Origin of the sequence: Mycolicibacterium pallens (assembly GCF_019456675.1) — a bacterium.
In the GTDB taxonomy this organism is placed as follows: Bacteria; Actinomycetota; Actinomycetes; order Mycobacteriales; family Mycobacteriaceae; genus Mycobacterium; species Mycobacterium crocinum.
The window spans coordinates 5632041-5648521 of the sequence record NZ_CP080333.1; the positions used below are offsets into that span (position 1 = coordinate 5632041).

Here is a 16481-nt window from a genome sequence, read left to right on the forward strand (position 1 = left end):
GCATTGTTCAACCTCGCCGCCGTCGCATTGCTCGGCTTGGCAGTCCTTTCCGAAGTTCAGTCGCTGCTGAGTGGGCTGGCGACGTTGGCTACAGACCTAGACGCCTAGGTGGGGGGAGTGGTCAGCAGGTCGCCCTGACGGTTCTTCCCCGGCGTCTATGACGAGGCGGCGGCGACGTTCGCCGCGGCAGGCGGCAGCCCAGCGGCTTCCCTTGACCGGTGGTAGCGCTCCGCAAGTCCTGCCCAGCGTTCACCGTAGCGGTGCGCGGAGTCGACGACGGTCTGCGGTATGTGAACGAAGGGCGGCCGAGCAGCCCCAGCACGCCCATAGCCCGCAGTGTCGATTGCGATCTTCCACCAGGCGGACTGCATGGCTTGGAATTCCTCCATGGTCAGGCCCAGCGTTCGAAATGGCGCCTGCATCTGGTCGGCGATGGTCGCGGCCTCTGTCCAGTCGCCACGCTGGCATGCATCGCGCAGCGAAAGCGCGGGCCAAGGGCCCATGCATACGTCGATGCTCCACGCTCCGGCAGCACCGAACATCATTGCGGGGTACATCAATTGGTCCAAGACGAGGACCGACATCTTTTCCTTGACCGCTTTGATGGCGCCGATCACATTGAAGATGTCCATCGAGGTCTGCTTGAGCGCAACGATATTGCGAATCTGGGCCAGCTCCCTGAATGCACCGGGCGGCAATGTGATGCGGAACGCGTGCGGGTTCTGGTAGATCATGATCGCCAGCTCCGGAACGGCCTCGGCGAGGTCTTTGTAGTACTGGACCGCGTTCTCGGCAGTCTGCGGCAAGTACATCGGCGGTCCGCTCATAATGCCGTCCGCCCCGAGGTCGGCGATGACGCGGGCGCGTCGGATCGAGTCGCGCGTGTTGAGCGTGCTGGCACCAACGAACACCGGAACCCGGGCGTTTACCGTCTCCACGACTGTCGTGATGAGCGTGCGGTATTCGTCGTCGGAAAGGGTGTGCGACTCGCCGGCGCTGCCGGTCGTCACGATGCCGTCGACACCATCACGCACCAGTCGATCAACCAGAGACGCGAGCGCATCGGTGTCGATCGTGTCGACCGCGTTGACATCGGCGGCGTCCGGCGTCGAGCAGGCTGGCACGAATCCCCACAACCCCTTCATGTCGCTGGGAACGAGTTCGCTGCTACGTGTTGTCATGAGCCGTGTCCAATCTGGTTTGATGATCTTCGGAATTGCTTTTATTGGCGGTATGGTCGCGCGGGACCGTCCAGGGTGGGACTTGAGCCGATGGTAGGTGCCGATGCACTCCCGTTCGTGGCATTGTGTCCCTCGGCGCGAAGTCAACTCTAGGCGCCGCGATAAGTGCTAGTAGTCGATGTCTAAGCCGCTCTCGAGTTCTGCGAGCCGATCCTGGGCTTTTCCGATCGACATCATCTTCATCATGTTGCCGACGGCTTTCATCTGCCCGGTCATGGTCGCGGTCTGGCCGTTGAGCGCACCCCGAGACAGCTCGACGTTCGTTTCGTAGCTGAGCTCGGCCTCCACGTCGGGCGTGCGTGGCGGGGATCCGATACCGACGATGAGTGACCCGTCAGAGAAATGCATGTAGTAGTCATCGCTGGCCGGGCTCTGCGACACGGATACGCGGAGCACCACGTCATGTCCCTTCGCTGCAATGCGGAACCTCTCGTCGGCATTGGCCGCGTCGGTCACCGCAGTCGCCCAGTCGTCGGTTAGGAACTGGATCGCCATTTCACCTCCATATGATCGTTTTCGTCGTCTCGGCCGTCGAGCCGTTCATGTTGTTGCGGCTTCGAGTGCGCCTGGCGGTGTTTGGGCGACCATCTGGTGGCCCCACACACTGGGTCGGTCGTACTGAGCGACTGTCCAGGTTTCCTCGTCGACGGTCACCGCATCCCAGCCGTACTCGATGTCAAACCCGCTCGGTGTGCGCACGTAAAACGACACCATCCGATCGTTGACATGGCGCCCCAACGTCATGCTCAGCGGAATGTTGCGCGACATGCACAGGTCATAAGCCATCCCCACGTCATCAAAACTTTGCACCTCGACCATCACGTGGTGCAGTCCCCGCACACCCGGCATCCGAGTCAACGCGATGCTGTGATGGCGCGGGTTGCAGTGGTAGAACCACAGATCCATGAAGGTGTAAACCTCATCGCTCTTCTTAAACCCCAACACCCCCCGCAAAAACCGGTCGGCCTGCGCAAGGTCCGGCGTCGCCAACACCACATGACCCAACCCCTGCGCACCGGTGACGAACCCCGACATCGCACGACCGGGCCGGAAGGAACCCGGCACCACCTTCTGACCGTAAAACAACTCATGACGCAACCCCGAAGGATCCGACAGCGTCACAAAGCCCAACACCCCGCGGGCCGCGCAGTCCTCCTCGGTTCCCACCTCAAACCCAATACCCCGCTTGTGCAGCAACTCCCCGGCAGCCTCAAGCGCATCCTCGCTGCCCACATCCCAGCCCGCATACAGCATCCGGTTGCGCTCTCCGTGATGCACAGCCAAACGATGATCGGCGTCGTCGATCCGCAACAGGACCGACCCACTGGACGCCTCAACCGCCTCCATCCCCAAAACCTCCGGACCGAACGCCAACCACTCCTTCGCATCCGGAGACTCCACACCCACATAACCCAACGCTTTCACCAACATGTGCTGTCCTCAGGCGATTCAGTGGTTCGAGACGGCAAGTGACGCATAGCGCTGCTGGAGTGCGGCCCAGTTCTTGCCGGCCTCGCGCCCGCCAGCCAAATAGGACTCCGGCACTTCGGTGTACGGCGGTCGGGTGGGCCCCGTGCGCATAAAACCGGCCGCCTGGAATTGGGCGTTGTCGATCTGGATGCTGTACTTGAGGAATTCGGCGAAGTTGCCGCCCGGGTACAGCGTCTCAAGAGCCCCCTCCAGTTCGTCGGTGAGCGCTTGGCAGTCGTCCCAGCGGCCGGCTCTGATTAGGTCGCGCAAGTGCGTTACTGGCGCAGGGCCGCAGGCCACATTGCCCGACCAGCAGGCGGTGACCTCTTCTGGGAAGAGCCGCGCAAAGTAGTACCAGTCAGTCTCAAGCGGCAGTAGCCGCACGCGACCGCTTACCGCGCGGAGGTCGGAAAGGAAGGCGGAGCCACTGAGCAGCCCGAGATGCTTGGCAGCGACGACCTGGGGTATCTGGCTGAGTGCCTCGTAGGCGGGCGTCCCGATCTTTCCCTTGAAGGCGCCGGGGTTGTCGTAGACCACCAATGCCATGTTCGGCACTGCCTCGGCCACATCCCGGTAGAAGCGCACGATGCCGGCGTCATCCAGGGGCAGCCACATCGGACGACCCACGAACAGGCCATCGGCGCCGAGCTCGCCGAGCCGGCGACCCCTCGTGATCGTATCGCGGGTATTGAGCGTCGTCGCTCCGGCGAAAACCGGGATACGTCCCGCGACGGCGTCGACCACGGTGGCGACAAAGCTCTGCAACTCGTCCCACGTCAGCGAGGCACACTCGCCGAAGGTGCCTGTGGTCATAAGCACATCCACTCCGCCACGGACCATCGCGTCGGCGAGCTTCGCCGCCTCATCGAGGTCCACGGAGAACGCGGTGCCCGGTTGGTCGGCCGTCGGGATGGAGGGCGTAGGGATAATGCCGACGACACCGGTGATGTCATCGACGGTCAACTTCGTGTCACGCACGTGCACTGCCTCTCTCGTGAATCGTCAGCGGGCTCGGAGGTTAGCGGGGACCGGCGGAAATGGCTGCGTCCCCAAAGACAGCTCGGGCTCTTCGTAGTAGAGATCGAGAGCCTTCAATGTAGGGATGTCGTTGACCGAGAACAGCACGGCATCTTCCGTCGACCGGTTGACGAAGTGATGGGTGCTCCAGTTAGGCACCACGAAGCTGTCGTGGGGCCCCCAGTCGAGTTCGACCCCGTCGACAACCGTAGTTCCCTCACCGCGCACGACGAAATACACGGCACTCGACGTGTGGCGATGGGCCTCGGTCCGCTGGCCCGGCCGCAGCAACTGCACCCAGCAATCCAGCGTTGGCATAGTCGATCCGCCGGTAACGGGGTTCGCATAACGCAGGACTACGCCGTCGTAAGGACTGCCCGCAAGGCCCGCCATCCGCTGGAGCTGCCGCTCGACGTCACGCCAAGGATAGCGGTACGGGAAGTTCGCCGCCTTGACCTGCTCCCACGCCGGGCGCAGCATCCCACCGCGGTCAGCGAGATGCTCCCCCGGGTCCTCGCGTTGAGGTTGGCGCATCTCGCCATAGGGCTCATAGAAGGGCACATTCAGCCCGAGCACTAGGCCGATATCCAGCACGTCGAGCCAAACGACGTTCTCCGAGGTGGCGTTCTCATGGTCATGCCACGTCCAGCGAGGGGTCAGAACCAGGTCGTAGGTATCCATTTGACAAGGCTCGCCATCCACCACAGTCACCAGGCCGGGGCCGCCTTGAATAGCGAACCGGAGCGCCGCCATGGTGTGGCGGTGCGCATAGGCAATCTCGCCGGGCTTGAGCATCTGCATACCCATGTTGATGGTGTGCGTGGTTCCTCGGGCATCCGGGTTGATGAACGAGAGATTGCGTCGCGCCGTCAAACTTTCAGGCATCACGTCGCACGACTTCAGAAGCTTCGCGTGAACGTCCTGCCATCGCCACAGAAAGGGAACACCCGCAGGCTTGGGCCCGCCGACGACGCTCTCCAGCATTTCGTCGTAGATCCATTGTCCACGTAGGTTGGCAGCCTCGAGCTCGGCGTCGAATTCGTGAAGCCCTGAAATCTCAGCGGTCGACATGAGACCTACCTTCTCTGTTTTGCAGAACACTACTCTGTTACTTAGAGATTATCGGGACCGGCCGATTGCGTCAACACCAGGAAGTGCCGCGTACTAACCTCACCGTACTGACCATCGCCGTTGGTGACGGCGTGGCGAGGTGAGAACAAGAAGACCTCCAAGTGAGCTAGGAACGCTCAACAACCTCCGAGGTCTTCTTCATGACTCGTGGCGCCGTGTCGGCTGCGACAGGTTGTGTTGTCGATAGGGTCCCAGAGGTCACCGATGTGGGTCGGTCGCCAGCGGCGCAGCCCCGAACCTCGATGATCGGCCACTCCGTTTCGAGCCGAGTTCCGTCTAGGGGAGCGATGCGGTCGCGGCAACTCATCCGTGATGCCGGCGCCCAAGGCGCGGTATCGGCCTGTCCACCGAGCCGGGGCGGTGGCCGAAACCTGAATACCGCGCCGCGGCCACCGAGGACCTCGCGCGGTAGAAAGCCGCGACATTCCGAGCTAAGAACGCGGCGAAGCCGCAGCGAGCATGTTCGGTGGGAAACCAGTCCCACTTGCAATGCGGCGCGCAACCACTTGTGGCCCGACTATGGCGATCGCGTTGCGGCGGTATCGGGTGGGTTCGTCAACACTTCGAGCCTCTCCCGCACAGTTTCGAGATCGCTGCCGGCCTTCAGTGCACGCCTGCACTCGATCAGTGCTCGAGGCCAGTTCACGATCGCGGCGCCGCTCAAACGTTGCTCGCGATCGGGGTAGAGCGCTGTGAATCGATTGTCGGACAATCGATCTCCGACGACGAGTGGCTCTCCTAGGTGAGTTGTTTGGCCGCAAAACTGGATCTTCCAGTCGTACTGGTCGCTCCAGACGTACTCGACGGGCTCGTAGCAGCGCAATTCATCGGGATACAAAATATTATGCGCGACGCAAGACGCCTGGTCGACCGCGTTTGTCCAGTGTTCGATGCGCATCGTCACGCCGCGGGCGCGATGAAACCAACGCGACACGTCGCCGACTGCGTAGATGTTTTGTGACGTGACGGCGCGGCAGAACTCGTCGCAGACCAGGCCGTCATCGACGACCAGTCCCGACGGCATCAGCCAGCCGTCATTCGGAACGGCGCCGATGCCCACCACCACCGTGTCGGCTTCTAGGACGGTCCCGTCCGTGAGGCCGATCTTAAGGTTGCCGCGCTCCCCCTCAATATTCTCGACACCGACGCCGAATCGCGTGTGCACTCCGTGGTCTCGGTGCAAATCGACGAACCACCCACCGATCTCTTCGGTCAGCACCCGGCTCATCGGCACCGGCACCGGGTCGACAACCGTCACTTGCAGCCCCAGTGACCGCGCGGTTGACGCGACCTCGGCCCCAATAAATCCTGCCCCGATCACCACGAGGCGGGCACCGGCAACGAGGTCGGCTCTTAGCCGCAGACAGTCCTCCAGAGTGCGGAGCACATGAACGCCCGATCCGTGGCCCCACGGGGATGGTCGCGCGCTGGCTCCGGTGGCCACCACCAGGTGGTCATAACGCAGGGGCTCATCATCGGCGAACTCGACCTGACACGCTGCGACATCCACTCCGATCGCGCGGCGGCCGAGGAGAAGCTCGATGGCGTCGGCGGCGGCAGCGTCTCTGGTGAGTAACGTCGCAGCCGCGATGTCACTCGTACCCGCAAGCAACGCTTTGGATAGCGGCGGTTTGTCGTAGGGCAGCGCAGTTTCCTCGCCCACCAGGACGATGTCGCCGTCGTAGCCTTGCGAGCGCAGCGCCTGGGCCGTGCGGACCCCGCCGACAGAACTGCCGACGATGACGACCCGTGACGTCATTCGTCTACGACTTCCAACGCTGCCACCGGACAGCTGCGCGCAGCCTCCTCGACCCGGGTCCTGTCCGCGGAAGGAACCTCCGTCTTGCGGACCTCCACGAGTCCCCGATCGTCGATGTCGAAGTAATCCGGGGCCGCAACGACACAGTTCGCGTAGCCCTGACATACCTCGCGCTTAGCCTTTATAACTCCGCCCATCTGCTTTCCTTCCCTGTGTTCGTCGGGTTCAATTCCGCTGGGGTGGGGGTCCGAGGCTGAAACCGCCGTCGGGATGGATCGTTTCGCCGGTGAGCCCGCGGGAGCGGTGAGAAGCGAGGAAGACGTAACTCCACGCGTGGTCTTCACCCGATAGGGCCACGCCCAGCGGTGTGCGAGCAGCCAATTCGCGGGCCCGATCTGGTGCAGCATCCAGACGGCGGGCGCCAAGGTCGAGGCTGTCGAGTCCGCGCAGGTCGGTGTTCAACGTCCCCCCGGGGGCGACACCGTTCACACGGATCCTCGGCGCGAGTTCGTGAGCCAGTGCAGTGACTACGCCGCGCACCGCGAACTTCGACGCCACATACAGCAGGCCGCCGCGTCCTGGATAGAACGATGACGCGGACTCGGTGAGCACGATCGAGGCGCCGTCCTGGCCCATCAGCGCCGGCACTGCTGCCTTGACTGAGTGGATATGACTCAGGACGTTGATGCGAAACATTTCGTCGAACGCCTGGTCGATTCGCTCGGCGGGGATGTCCTGAATACGGCGGTAGAAATCGAAAATCCCCACGCAGTTCACCAATGTGTCGAGTCCGCCGAAGGCGTCGACAGCGACCTGCACTGCTTCGTCGTTGGCGGTGCGAGTGGTCCCATCGCCCTCGATCACCGGAACGTCGGGCAGCTGCTGGCGCAGCGTGGCGCACTTACCGCTGTCGTACTCGAGCACGGCCACCCGGGCATCCTCGTTCAGGAACGCGTCGACCGTGGCCCGACCGATACCCGAACCTGCTCCCACGATTAACGCGCGTTTGCCCGCCAGCCAGCCAGTCATACCTCGTCGCCCAGAATCAACGGAGCACCTGCGTTCCCCACCATGGCCGCCAAGGTGGCCGGATTCTGCCAGGTCAGCGCCTCGATCTCCAAAGCATCCAGCGAGACCCACTGCGCCGATTTCGGCGCCTGAATCAACAGCCGAGCTCCATTGCGAGTGGTCACTCGGCGCACGACGACCTCTGCGAACTCGTTGGCGACGTTCAGTGCATCACCGGTCGCCCCGGCCAGCAGCGTAGCCAGTTCCTCGCACCCCGATTGTGGTGGTGACTGCGCGCCCTCGCCGGGTCGATTCGAGCTCATAGGAATACCGCCAGATTCTGCATTCGAAGCACTGATTCATCGACGCAGATTGTGCGCCGGGCGAGTTTGAGGGCGTTGCCATCGCGACGTAGAAGATCTTCACGACCGCATGAGAGGAGCGTGGACTCATTGACGTCGCCGCGGCTGCGGAACAACAACTCAGCGCTGTCGACCGCGAGGTAGTCGGCGTCGTCGGTGAGGAATGTGCGCACGTTGGTGATGAAGTGGCGCAGGCGCGACGGCGGATCCTCAGTCCAGGCATGCTCGGTGGCGAAACGGGCAACGCGGCGACTGAGTGAGTATTTGTTCTCGTCGAAATGCGCCATTCCCGGTGAGCTATCAAATCCGGCTCCCGCGGCGGTGGTGATCCGCACCGGCATGTAATAGTGAATGTCCTCGGTAAGAACACCCAGCCACCTGTCGTAGTCTTGAGCATCGAGGAGGTACGCCTCGTTGACGAGGAAGCGATGCGCCTCCAGATGGCGAGAATCGTCGAACGGTAACGGGTCGCCGACGCGTTGGGCGCGCGCCGCGTGCGCCCCGAGCACCGATGGAGCCGCGGATTGACCAATGCGCTGGTGATCGTGAACGCTCATAGCATCACCGACTCAGCGGACCCCGAGTCAATATCGGCGGCGGCCGCGCCGTTGGTCTGGACCATTGGTTCAATACCTTGCGGATTGTCCGTGAGCACCGTAGCCGGGTCGACTCGCAGCGGCGGCATGTCCAGGTAGTCGGCCCAGAGCCTCAACAATTGCCGTTGATTGTTCTCGTTGTAACCGAGCTGAGCGTATCCCGGCCCGTGGAATTGAGCGCTGCTAAGGGTGTCGACCACCCGTACATCGTCTGCGAGCAGCCCCATCCGGCTGTTCAGCCGCAGTCGGCGGGCCATGGAACCCCCCGCCGTGTTGGTCAGCGACACCCAGTTCTCGACATCGTCTTGCTCGAACATTCCCGTCGAGCCGAAACACATCAAATAAGCCTTATACGAGTCCGCCTTAAAGTCTGCCGGGGCATCCGAATCCACCGCAAACCACGACAGCACCTCAGTCTCGTTCTCGCTAATGGGCTGCCATACCCGAATCGAAATGAACGGCAAGACGTGCTCGCCGTCCTCCACTTTCGGCCAGTTGTGCACGAAACTGATGTTGGGAAAGCACGTCGCGGCCGAGATCATGAACCCGTCGGTGCCGACGACTTGTTGCTGCTGCTCGGTCCATGTGGCCTTGGCTCGACTGATCATCTCCGCCGGGTAGCCCACATAGCTCATCCGGTCCTCGAAACTCCCCTCGGGCAGCTTGTATGTGGTGCCCCCACCTCTACCCGCCCAATACGTGGCGCCGTCTTTGCGCTTGTTAGCCTTCGGCTCTCGGAACAAGCCGATCTCCACCACCGACGTGTGCGTCTGAGGTGTGTGGTACATGTCCCCGGCGAAATTCTCAGCTGCGATCTTCCAGTTCGCTTTTACCCGCCAACGCTGCGGACCCCGCACCTCAAGGCCGTTGGGGCCCTGCTTGGTGTAGAAATCGAGATAGAACCTGAAATCACCCAGATACTCTTCAAGCGATTCCGCGTCAGGATCCATCGACAGGAAGATCAACCCGTTGTAGCTGGCCACACTCGGCGCTGGCAACAGGGTCTGCCCCGCCTTGTTGAACCCGGCGTCTCCTCCGTAGGCCTCTTGGTGAAACGGCAGGCCGATAATGCGGCCGTCATTGCGGTAAGACCACCCGTGGTACGGGCATCTGAAATTCGACGCGTTCCCCATCTCCGCCCGACAAACCTGCATACCGCGATGGAGGCACATATTGAACATCACCCGGACCTCGCCCGCAGAATCACGAGCGACGATGAACGAATCCTGCAACACTTGTCTGACCACGTAGTCCCCCGGCTGCGGAATCTCCGATTCGTGCGCCACGAACAACCACGCCCGACTGAACAGCCGCTCCTTTTCGAGCGAAAAAATCTGCTTGTCGTTATACACGTGCGCCGGGATCATGCCAGTGCGTACAGCCGCTAACACCTCACCGTGATCCTGCATCTTCAACTCCATGACTCAGCGACTGGACTCGATCCACGACCAAGGCGCCTTCACTGTTATGTAGAACGCGACTCTGTCTAGCAGAGATTATGCCGTCTCCTTACCGGTGGAGTCAAACGAGGGCGTTGACTAGTCGAGACTGCCGCGCAGCCCTCTCGGATGCTCTTAGGGAAACGTCCACGATGCGGCGCTCCCGCCGGGGGCAGCATCCCCGTGATGAAGGCATTTGCAGCGAGTGAGCGCTAGGCCGCGTAAAAGAGGACCGCGACCCGGTACCACAGGGGGGCGGGGGACAAGCGTCCGATCCGAGCGGCTACCACAGGGATGAGCCAAAACGTACTAACGCGGCGATCCTGTACTCCCACAGGCGAACTGCTCGTCGACGAAGGCACCGCCGCGTGCGCCAAGAAGCAAGTCGGCGGCCCCCAACTACCCGCCGGAGCCAAGGCAGACAGACGGCGGCCAGGCTTGTGCGCAGGAAGGCGACTTTTCGCCCCCGGCACCGGACTCGTCGCGATTCTTCGAGCTGCATTCGAACCTGACCGCGGTACGCTCTCTGTCATGCAGAAACCCTCACTCGCGGGCATGGAGCGTGACAGCACAGGGAAGCCCCCGCAATATCCGATCGAGTCTGTCGACAACGCTCTTCGCCTACTCCTCCTCCTAGGAGAGCGCTCTGAGATCCGGCTCACTGACGCCAGTGAGTACCTGCGCGTCGCTTCGTCGACCGCGCATCGCCTGTTATCAATGCTTCAGTACCGTGGGTTCGTCCGCCAAGATCCGGCCAGCAAGGCCTACCAGCCCGGACCGTCCCTGACAAACGTGGCGTTCGCTGTCCACTCCAGGATGGACATACCACGCACGGCCGCCCCGATTCTGCGCCAGCTGGTCGACACGCTTCAGGAAACCGTGCACGTAGGAACGTTGGACGGCAGACTGGTTCGCTTCATCGCGGCACTCGAAAGCCCTTCTGCCGTCCGGGTGATCTCGCGTTTGGGTAGCACGCGTCCTGCACACTGCACGTCGACCGGCAAAGTCCTACTCGCCGGCCTATCCGACGACGAGCTGGACCAGTTGTATCCCGACCCACATTTGGAGCCACTCACTGAGCATTCCGTGCGCACTCTCACCGAACTGCGCACTCAATTGGCAGAGGTCAGGAAAAGCGGGTTCGCGATCAGCAGGCAGGAAAGTGAGGAAGGCGTCGCGTCTGTTGCCGTGGCGGTACCCCAAGGTGGTTCCGGGATAAGGCTGGCACTAAACGCGTCAGCGCCGAGTTATCGATTCCGGCCCTCCGATGTTCGCAAAGCTTGCAGTGCCCTAAAAGACGCCGCCGCCGAGCTAGCCCGCAATCTCGGCTGATGACATCCGAAGAAACGGAGGCCGACAGGAAGGTACCTGGCGGCGCCCCGGACCTGCCTGGCTTCATTGCGACCATCGACTTATTCCTTCGATTGGAGAAGCGAAGGAAATCCGAACCGATGTTCGCCGCGGTCCTCACCGACGACTTTCAGATCGGTTTTCGTGGTGGTCACCAGTGGAAAGGCCGCGATGGCCTACAGGTGTACCTCAACCAACGCGACGGGATCTTCGACGAACGCCTCGAGCTGCGCCACGTACTTTCCTACGTCCCGGTGAATGAGGGTGTGGTGGAGCTGACGACCCGTCTTGAGTTCTATTTTCGTCGCTGGAAGGCGCCCGCGTTGGTCAGCGAAGAATTCACCGGGTCGGCCTTTCGTACGTGGCTGATTCGCATCGCTGACGACGAGATGCGCGTGAAGCGGGTGATCATCGATGGATTTGCCAATCTCAACGAAAACGCACGGACGGTGTTTGCCATCCCAGATGAAGGGTTCGACGAGTAAACGATACTGCCCGGTGAACGCGGTATACGACCACGGACGCCGAGGCGCACGATCGCCACACGCTTCTCCATAGTGAAGTTCGATGTGCTTTATGTGAGAAACCCACATCGAGCTCGTTGACGTGACTCACCGGCTAGTGGAAGAAAGTGAAACCGGCATCTCGGGTCACTCGCCGATTATTTTTTCGTGATGCCCAGAAGGTTTTTCCGTGACGCCCAGAAGGTTTCGGTAATCGTCGGCCCATGTTCGGATGGCTTCGGGTGACCGCGCTCACTGAAATTCCCCACTGACGCTCATCGAAATTCCCCACCCGTGTGGCTCCGCCGAGAAGGGCGGGCCTCCCTCGATGCTGCTGGTGTCTGACGCCAACAGCTCCAGTCGAAGGAGGCCCGCTTTCTCATGCTCACATGGGAGGACGATGTGGAAGTACATGCCCTACGTAAACGTGGTTGGACGATCTCGGCGATCGCCCGTCACACCGGTCGGGACCGCAAGACGGTGCGGGATTATCTGTCGGGGAAGCGAACCCCGGGGTTGCGGGCGAGGCCGGGTGTCGCCTGCCAGGGTGATGGGACCTCTGGTTTGCCATGAGCATGGGACCGGGTTGTTCCGGTTACAGGCCGTGCGTTGATAGTGGCCGAAGGGGTGGTTGCCGGTCAATCCGACGAAGTCGGAGGGGCCGGCTTTGGTGTCCCTGGTTTCTGGCGTTGCCGGTAGGACTCGCCTTCGACGACGAGTTCGTAGGCCGCGGATTGCAGTCGGTCCATCGCCGATTGGGCCAGCAGCGGGTCGGCCATCATGGTCAGGATCTCGGGTGGTTCGCGGTTGCTGGTGATCACCGTCGATGCGGCGCGGTGGCGTTCGACGATGATCTCGTAGAAGTCGGTGGTCTCGGTGGCCTCCAGGCGGTGCAGCGCGAGGTCGTCGATGATGAGTAGATCGACGCGGTGCAGTTTGCGCATTTCGTCTTCGTAGCTGCCGTCCAGGCGTGCCCCGCGTAGGCGTTTGAACAGTTTGTCGGCCCGTTCGGTGTGCACGCTGTGATGTTTGCGTACGGCGATGTGCCCTAAGGCGTTGGCCAGGAACGTCTTTCCCACTCCGACCGGCCCCATGACGAGCACGTTGTAGGCATCGGCGAGGAATCGCAGTGAGGTCAGCTCGGCCCACAACTGTTGATCGAACGCCACGGCGGCGGAGTCGTCCCAGGCTTGGAGCTGCATCGCCGGGTCGAGGTGGGCGGCCTTGGCGCGGCGGGCCGCGGATTCGCGGTCACGGCGGGTGACCTCATCGGCGAACAACAATTCCAGGAAGTCGTGATGGGGCAGCCGGTTGGTGCGGGCCAGCGCCAACCGCTCGGGCAGCGTGTCGAGCAATTGGCCGAGCTTGAGGCGGCGCATCAGGGCTTTGAGTTCAGCGGAGACTTCGATCGGTTTGACCGCCGGGCTGGTGTCGGGACGTTGGGTGCTCATGAGGGCCTGCGCACCGCGAAATCCGAGCCGTCGCGGACGAACCGCGACGCCGCCCCGGGCGGTGTGGGTATCAGGGGTAGTTGTTCACCGCCCCCGCGGGTCAGGATCCGCTCGATCAGCCCGACATCGATTACCTCGGCGTCCAGGGCGCGCCGGCACGCGTCGTCAACAGCGTCGGGGCCGTGGCGGCGCACCAGCCCCAGCAGCCGGTAGACCTGACGCATCTTGGTCCACGGCAACGGGTGTTCGAGCACGGCGGCGGCGTAGACGCCGACATGGGTGCCCTGGGCGGCAGCTTTGCGCTGCAGGGCATCCAGATCCCGCATGGCATAGACCGACACCTCCGAGGGAAGGTCAGCCGGATCGGTGTGTCGGCGGCCCGGGGCCGTGACCGGGTGCACCTTGATCAGCTCACCGCGCCAGTAGAGCTTGACCGTGTGTGCATCAGCGCGGGCCTCGATGCGCTTGCCGACCAGCTCTCCGGGCACGCTGTAGAGCGCCTTGGCCACCTGCACGTGGCGGTCGGGTGCCACCTTGGGGTGCGTCCAGACTGGAACGTCGAACACCGTCTCAGGCACGGGCTTGAGTGCGGGCAACTCATCGGCGGCGAACACCTCTGCCGGGCGCAGGCGGGTGGTGCCGTGGATGCGCAGCCCGGCGATGTCTGAACACCACAGCTCGGCGCGGTTGCGGCGTCGTCGAGATCCCGGAATGCTTCTCCGGCATAGAAATTCGACCGCACGTAGGACACCATGCGTTCCACCCGCGGCTTGTCTTTGGGGCTGCGGACCCGCGCCGGGTCGACGGCGAACCCCCGCGCCTGCGCGTACTCACGGAAGGAGTCGTTGAGCCGGGGCTCGGTCGCGTGCGCGGTGGTGACGATGGCTTTCATGTTGTCGGGGATCACCACCGCGAACACTCCGCCGAAGAACACCCACGCCGCTTCGAACCCGGCGATCACCTCGGCCAAACTCTGGCGGTAAGTGGGCCAGACGAACATGTGCCGCGAATACACCGCGGTGAAGATCAATCCCTGCACGACTCGGCGCCGGCCATCGGCGGCGTCGGTGAGCATCCCGAGGCGACCGAAGTCGACCTGCACCTCCGCACCCGGTTCGCAATCGGCCACCGGCACCGTGGCTTGACGCCGGCCGAAATCCAATTCCGTTGTGGCGTAACGATTCAGCGTCCGATACGACACCACCACACCGCGGCGCCCCAGCAGCGTGTGGATCTTGGTCAGCGTCAATCCGTCTTTGAGCCAGCCCTTGATCTGCTCATGCTCTGCAGCGATCGTCTCCCACGCCAGGCTCTTGCCGGCCGGCCGGTGCGGACGCACCCCGGCAATTACCGCGCCGATCAACTCATCGGTGAGCTGATCAGGCCCGCCGTCACGGTCCAGCCCGCTGGCACGGGCTCGGTCGACGTAGCGTCGCACCGTTTTGCGGTCGATGCCCGAGAGCCGGGCCACCTCCCGCAACCCCAATCCCTGCAGCCACAGCCGCAGCATTTCCACGATCTCGATCACCGATACCTCCCGGTAGCTCATTGGGTCAATACAGCGGCCCAACAACCGGAAGAACCCACGCCACGCCGGGGTGGTCCCATAACTGGCAAACCGGCCAGCCAGGTGGTCCCATCAATGGCAAACAGGTGGTCCCATGCTCATGGCAAAACCAGCTCTGAAGTGGTCCCGACTGCCAGACCTGCCGCACCGCCACCGATCGCCCGAATGCGGTGATCCCCCACGCCCCTGGGGATGAAACTCAGTGGGACTGGCTGGAATTGCCGGATCCACCCGAGGCTTGGGGGTGGGGCAAGACCGCACACCTGCTGGTCGGCTCACTGGCGCATTCAGGCAAGTGGCGGGCCGCGTTGTCGCCTTCAGAGGATCAGCCGCACCTGGTTGCCGCCCTGGACCGGGTGACCCGCGAACTGGGCGGGCTGACGCGGGTGTGGCGGTTCGACCGGATGGCCACGGTCTGTGACCCGGGTTCGGGGCGGGTGAGCGCGTCGTTCGCCGGGGTGGCCAAGCACTACGGCGTTGCGGTGGCGATCTGCCCGCCACGGCGCGGTAACCGCAAGGGTGTGGTGGAGAAGGTCAATCACACCGCCGCCCAGCGCTGGTGGCGCACCCTGGACGACGACCTGACCGTCGAGGCGGCCCAGGGCAGTGTGGACCGGTTCGCCCGGGTGCGTGGCGACACCCGCCTGCGCGCCACCACCGACGGCCGATCCTCGGTCGCTGTCGTGGCCAAGACCGAACCCCTGTCACCGTTGCCGGCGGCACCGTATCCGGTGATCGTGTCCGAGACCCGCACGGCATCACGGCAGGCGTTGGTGTCCTACCGCGGCAACCGCTACTCAGTGCCACCAGAGTTGGCCGCTGCCCAGGTCGTGGTCAGCCATCCCGTCGGTGCCGAGTTCTGCGATATCGCCACGGTCAGCGGGATCGTGATCGCCCGGCACCGCCTGGCCGCCGACGGACTCGGTGTCATGGTCCGTGACAGCGGGCATGTCATCGCCTTGGACAACGCCGCGATGGCGACGGCATCGGTGGGACGCCCGCATCGCCGCAAGGAACGCATCCCACCCGGTCCGACGGCCAAAGCCGCTGCCGCACAACTGATCCAACTCAAAGACGTCAATGCTGCCGTCATCGAAAGATCCACCGCATCAACCGATTCCACTGTCATCGACTTGTCCGCATATGAGCGGGCCGCCCAGAAAAGGACCCTTCAATGACCCCGACCCCACGCACCCGGAAAACCACCGCCGCCACCGAGGAGTCGCCGTCGGCGGCGCCAGCCGCTATCAGCAGCTGCGCTCGCACTTGGCTGAGCTCAAACTGCACGCCGCCGCTGAAGCGCTCCCAGCGGTGCTCGACCACGCCAGCGCCGAAGGACTCTCACTCACCGTCGCCCTGGAACGGCTGCTGGCCGTGGAGGTCGACGCCAGCACCGCACGGCGGCTGGCCGGGCGGCTGCGGTTCGCCTGCTTGCCCACCCCGGCGACTCTGGCCGACTTCGATGTCGATGCCGCCGCCGGGATCGACCGCAAGCTGATCGATGAGCTGGGCACCTGCCGCTACCTCGAGTCAGCGACTAACATTTTGCTCGTCGGCCCACCGGTTATCGCGGGTTCGCGAGTGAGA

General features: G+C 63.2%; 14 protein-coding genes and 4 pseudogenes. 5 read left to right on the forward strand and 13 right to left on the reverse strand.

Going from position 1 to position 16481, the window contains the following annotated elements:
* Positions 1-155: 155 nt before the first annotated feature.
* The 11 genes from K0O64_RS27580 to K0O64_RS27630 all read right to left on the reverse strand — a co-directional run bounded on the left by K0O64_RS27580 (position 156) and on the right by K0O64_RS27630 (position 9993).
* Entirely contained in the window at positions 156-1034 is an 879-nt protein-coding gene (locus K0O64_RS27580) for a dihydrodipicolinate synthase family protein (protein WP_230986014.1), read from the reverse strand.
* 315 nt (positions 1035-1349) lie between these two features.
* Positions 1350-1736 carry an SCP2 sterol-binding domain-containing protein gene (locus tag K0O64_RS27585; RefSeq protein WP_011559038.1) on the reverse strand — a complete coding sequence of 129 codons (387 nt, stop codon included), beginning with the start codon at positions 1734-1736 and terminating at the stop codon, positions 1350-1352.
* Between the two features lie 45 nt (positions 1737-1781).
* Positions 1782-2672: a VOC family protein gene (locus tag K0O64_RS27590; protein ID WP_096312500.1), complete on the reverse strand. Its 891-nt coding sequence runs from the start codon at positions 2670-2672 to the stop codon at positions 1782-1784.
* Positions 2673-2690: 18 nt separating this feature from the next.
* A complete protein-coding gene (locus tag K0O64_RS27595) occupies positions 2691-3689 on the reverse strand; it encodes a dihydrodipicolinate synthase family protein (protein ID WP_011559036.1) in 999 nt (332 codons plus the stop codon).
* A 24-nt stretch (positions 3690-3713) separates the two neighbouring features.
* The gene (locus K0O64_RS27600) at positions 3714-4799 is read right to left on the reverse strand and encodes a cupin domain-containing protein (RefSeq protein ID WP_096313048.1); all 1086 of its coding nucleotides are present in this window, start codon (positions 4797-4799) and stop codon (positions 3714-3716) included.
* Positions 4800-5376: 577 nt separating this feature from the next.
* Positions 5377-6618, reverse strand: coding sequence for an NAD(P)/FAD-dependent oxidoreductase (locus K0O64_RS27605; RefSeq protein WP_071948722.1), 1242 nt, complete (start codon positions 6616-6618; stop codon positions 5377-5379).
* Positions 6615-6815, reverse strand: coding sequence for a ferredoxin (locus K0O64_RS27610; RefSeq protein WP_013470352.1), 201 nt, complete (start codon positions 6813-6815; stop codon positions 6615-6617). The genes K0O64_RS27605 and K0O64_RS27610 overlap by 4 nt, the downstream gene beginning before the upstream one ends.
* Before the next feature lie 28 nt (positions 6816-6843).
* A complete protein-coding gene (gene hcaB / locus K0O64_RS27615; RefSeq protein WP_011891556.1) occupies positions 6844-7647 on the reverse strand; it encodes a 3-(cis-5,6-dihydroxycyclohexa-1,3-dien-1-yl)propanoate dehydrogenase in 804 nt (267 codons plus the stop codon).
* Positions 7644-7949 (reverse strand): hypothetical protein, encoded by a 306-nt coding sequence (locus K0O64_RS27620; protein ID WP_071948721.1) that lies wholly within the window; start codon positions 7947-7949, stop codon positions 7644-7646. The genes hcaB and K0O64_RS27620 overlap by 4 nt, the downstream gene beginning before the upstream one ends.
* Positions 7946-8545 (reverse strand): 3-phenylpropionate/cinnamic acid dioxygenase subunit beta, encoded by a 600-nt coding sequence (locus K0O64_RS27625; RefSeq protein WP_071948720.1) that lies wholly within the window; start codon positions 8543-8545, stop codon positions 7946-7948. Before K0O64_RS27625 ends, K0O64_RS27620 begins: the two co-directional genes overlap by 4 nt.
* Positions 8542-9993, reverse strand: coding sequence for an aromatic ring-hydroxylating dioxygenase subunit alpha (locus tag K0O64_RS27630; protein WP_071950245.1), 1452 nt, complete (start codon positions 9991-9993; stop codon positions 8542-8544). The genes K0O64_RS27625 and K0O64_RS27630 overlap by 4 nt, the downstream gene beginning before the upstream one ends.
* A 561-nt stretch (positions 9994-10554) precedes the next feature.
* On the opposite strand from K0O64_RS27630, the gene K0O64_RS27635 reads away from it, so the two are divergent.
* The 3 genes and pseudogenes from K0O64_RS27635 to K0O64_RS30000 all read left to right on the forward strand — a co-directional run.
* Complete coding sequence (locus tag K0O64_RS27635; RefSeq protein WP_071948719.1) at positions 10555-11355, forward strand: IclR family transcriptional regulator; 801 nt, start codon at positions 10555-10557, stop codon at positions 11353-11355.
* The gene (locus tag K0O64_RS27640) at positions 11355-11858 is read left to right on the forward strand and encodes a hypothetical protein (protein WP_011777780.1); all 504 of its coding nucleotides are present in this window, start codon (positions 11355-11357) and stop codon (positions 11856-11858) included. The genes K0O64_RS27635 and K0O64_RS27640 overlap by 1 nt, the downstream gene beginning before the upstream one ends.
* Positions 11859-12257: 399 nt before the next feature.
* A pseudogene (locus K0O64_RS30000) lies at positions 12258-12410 on the forward strand (IS21 family transposase); the annotation flags it as partial.
* A 104-nt stretch (positions 12411-12514) separates the two neighbouring features.
* On the opposite strand, the gene K0O64_RS27645 reads toward K0O64_RS30000, so the two are convergent.
* Complete coding sequence (locus K0O64_RS27645; RefSeq protein ID WP_071944021.1) at positions 12515-13327, reverse strand: ATP-binding protein; 813 nt, start codon at positions 13325-13327, stop codon at positions 12515-12517.
* Positions 13324-14876: pseudogene (gene istA / locus K0O64_RS27650) on the reverse strand (IS21 family transposase). The gene K0O64_RS27645 and the pseudogene istA overlap by 4 nt, the downstream one beginning before the upstream one ends.
* Before the next feature lie 143 nt (positions 14877-15019).
* On the opposite strand from istA, the pseudogene K0O64_RS27655 reads away from it, so the two are divergent.
* Positions 15020-16072 (forward strand): annotated as a pseudogene (locus K0O64_RS27655) (Mu transposase domain-containing protein); the annotation flags it as partial.
* A pseudogene (locus K0O64_RS27660) lies at positions 16069-16457 on the forward strand (ATP-binding protein); the annotation flags it as partial. The pseudogenes K0O64_RS27655 and K0O64_RS27660, both read left to right, overlap by 4 nt.
* Between the last annotated feature and the right edge of the window lie 24 nt (positions 16458-16481).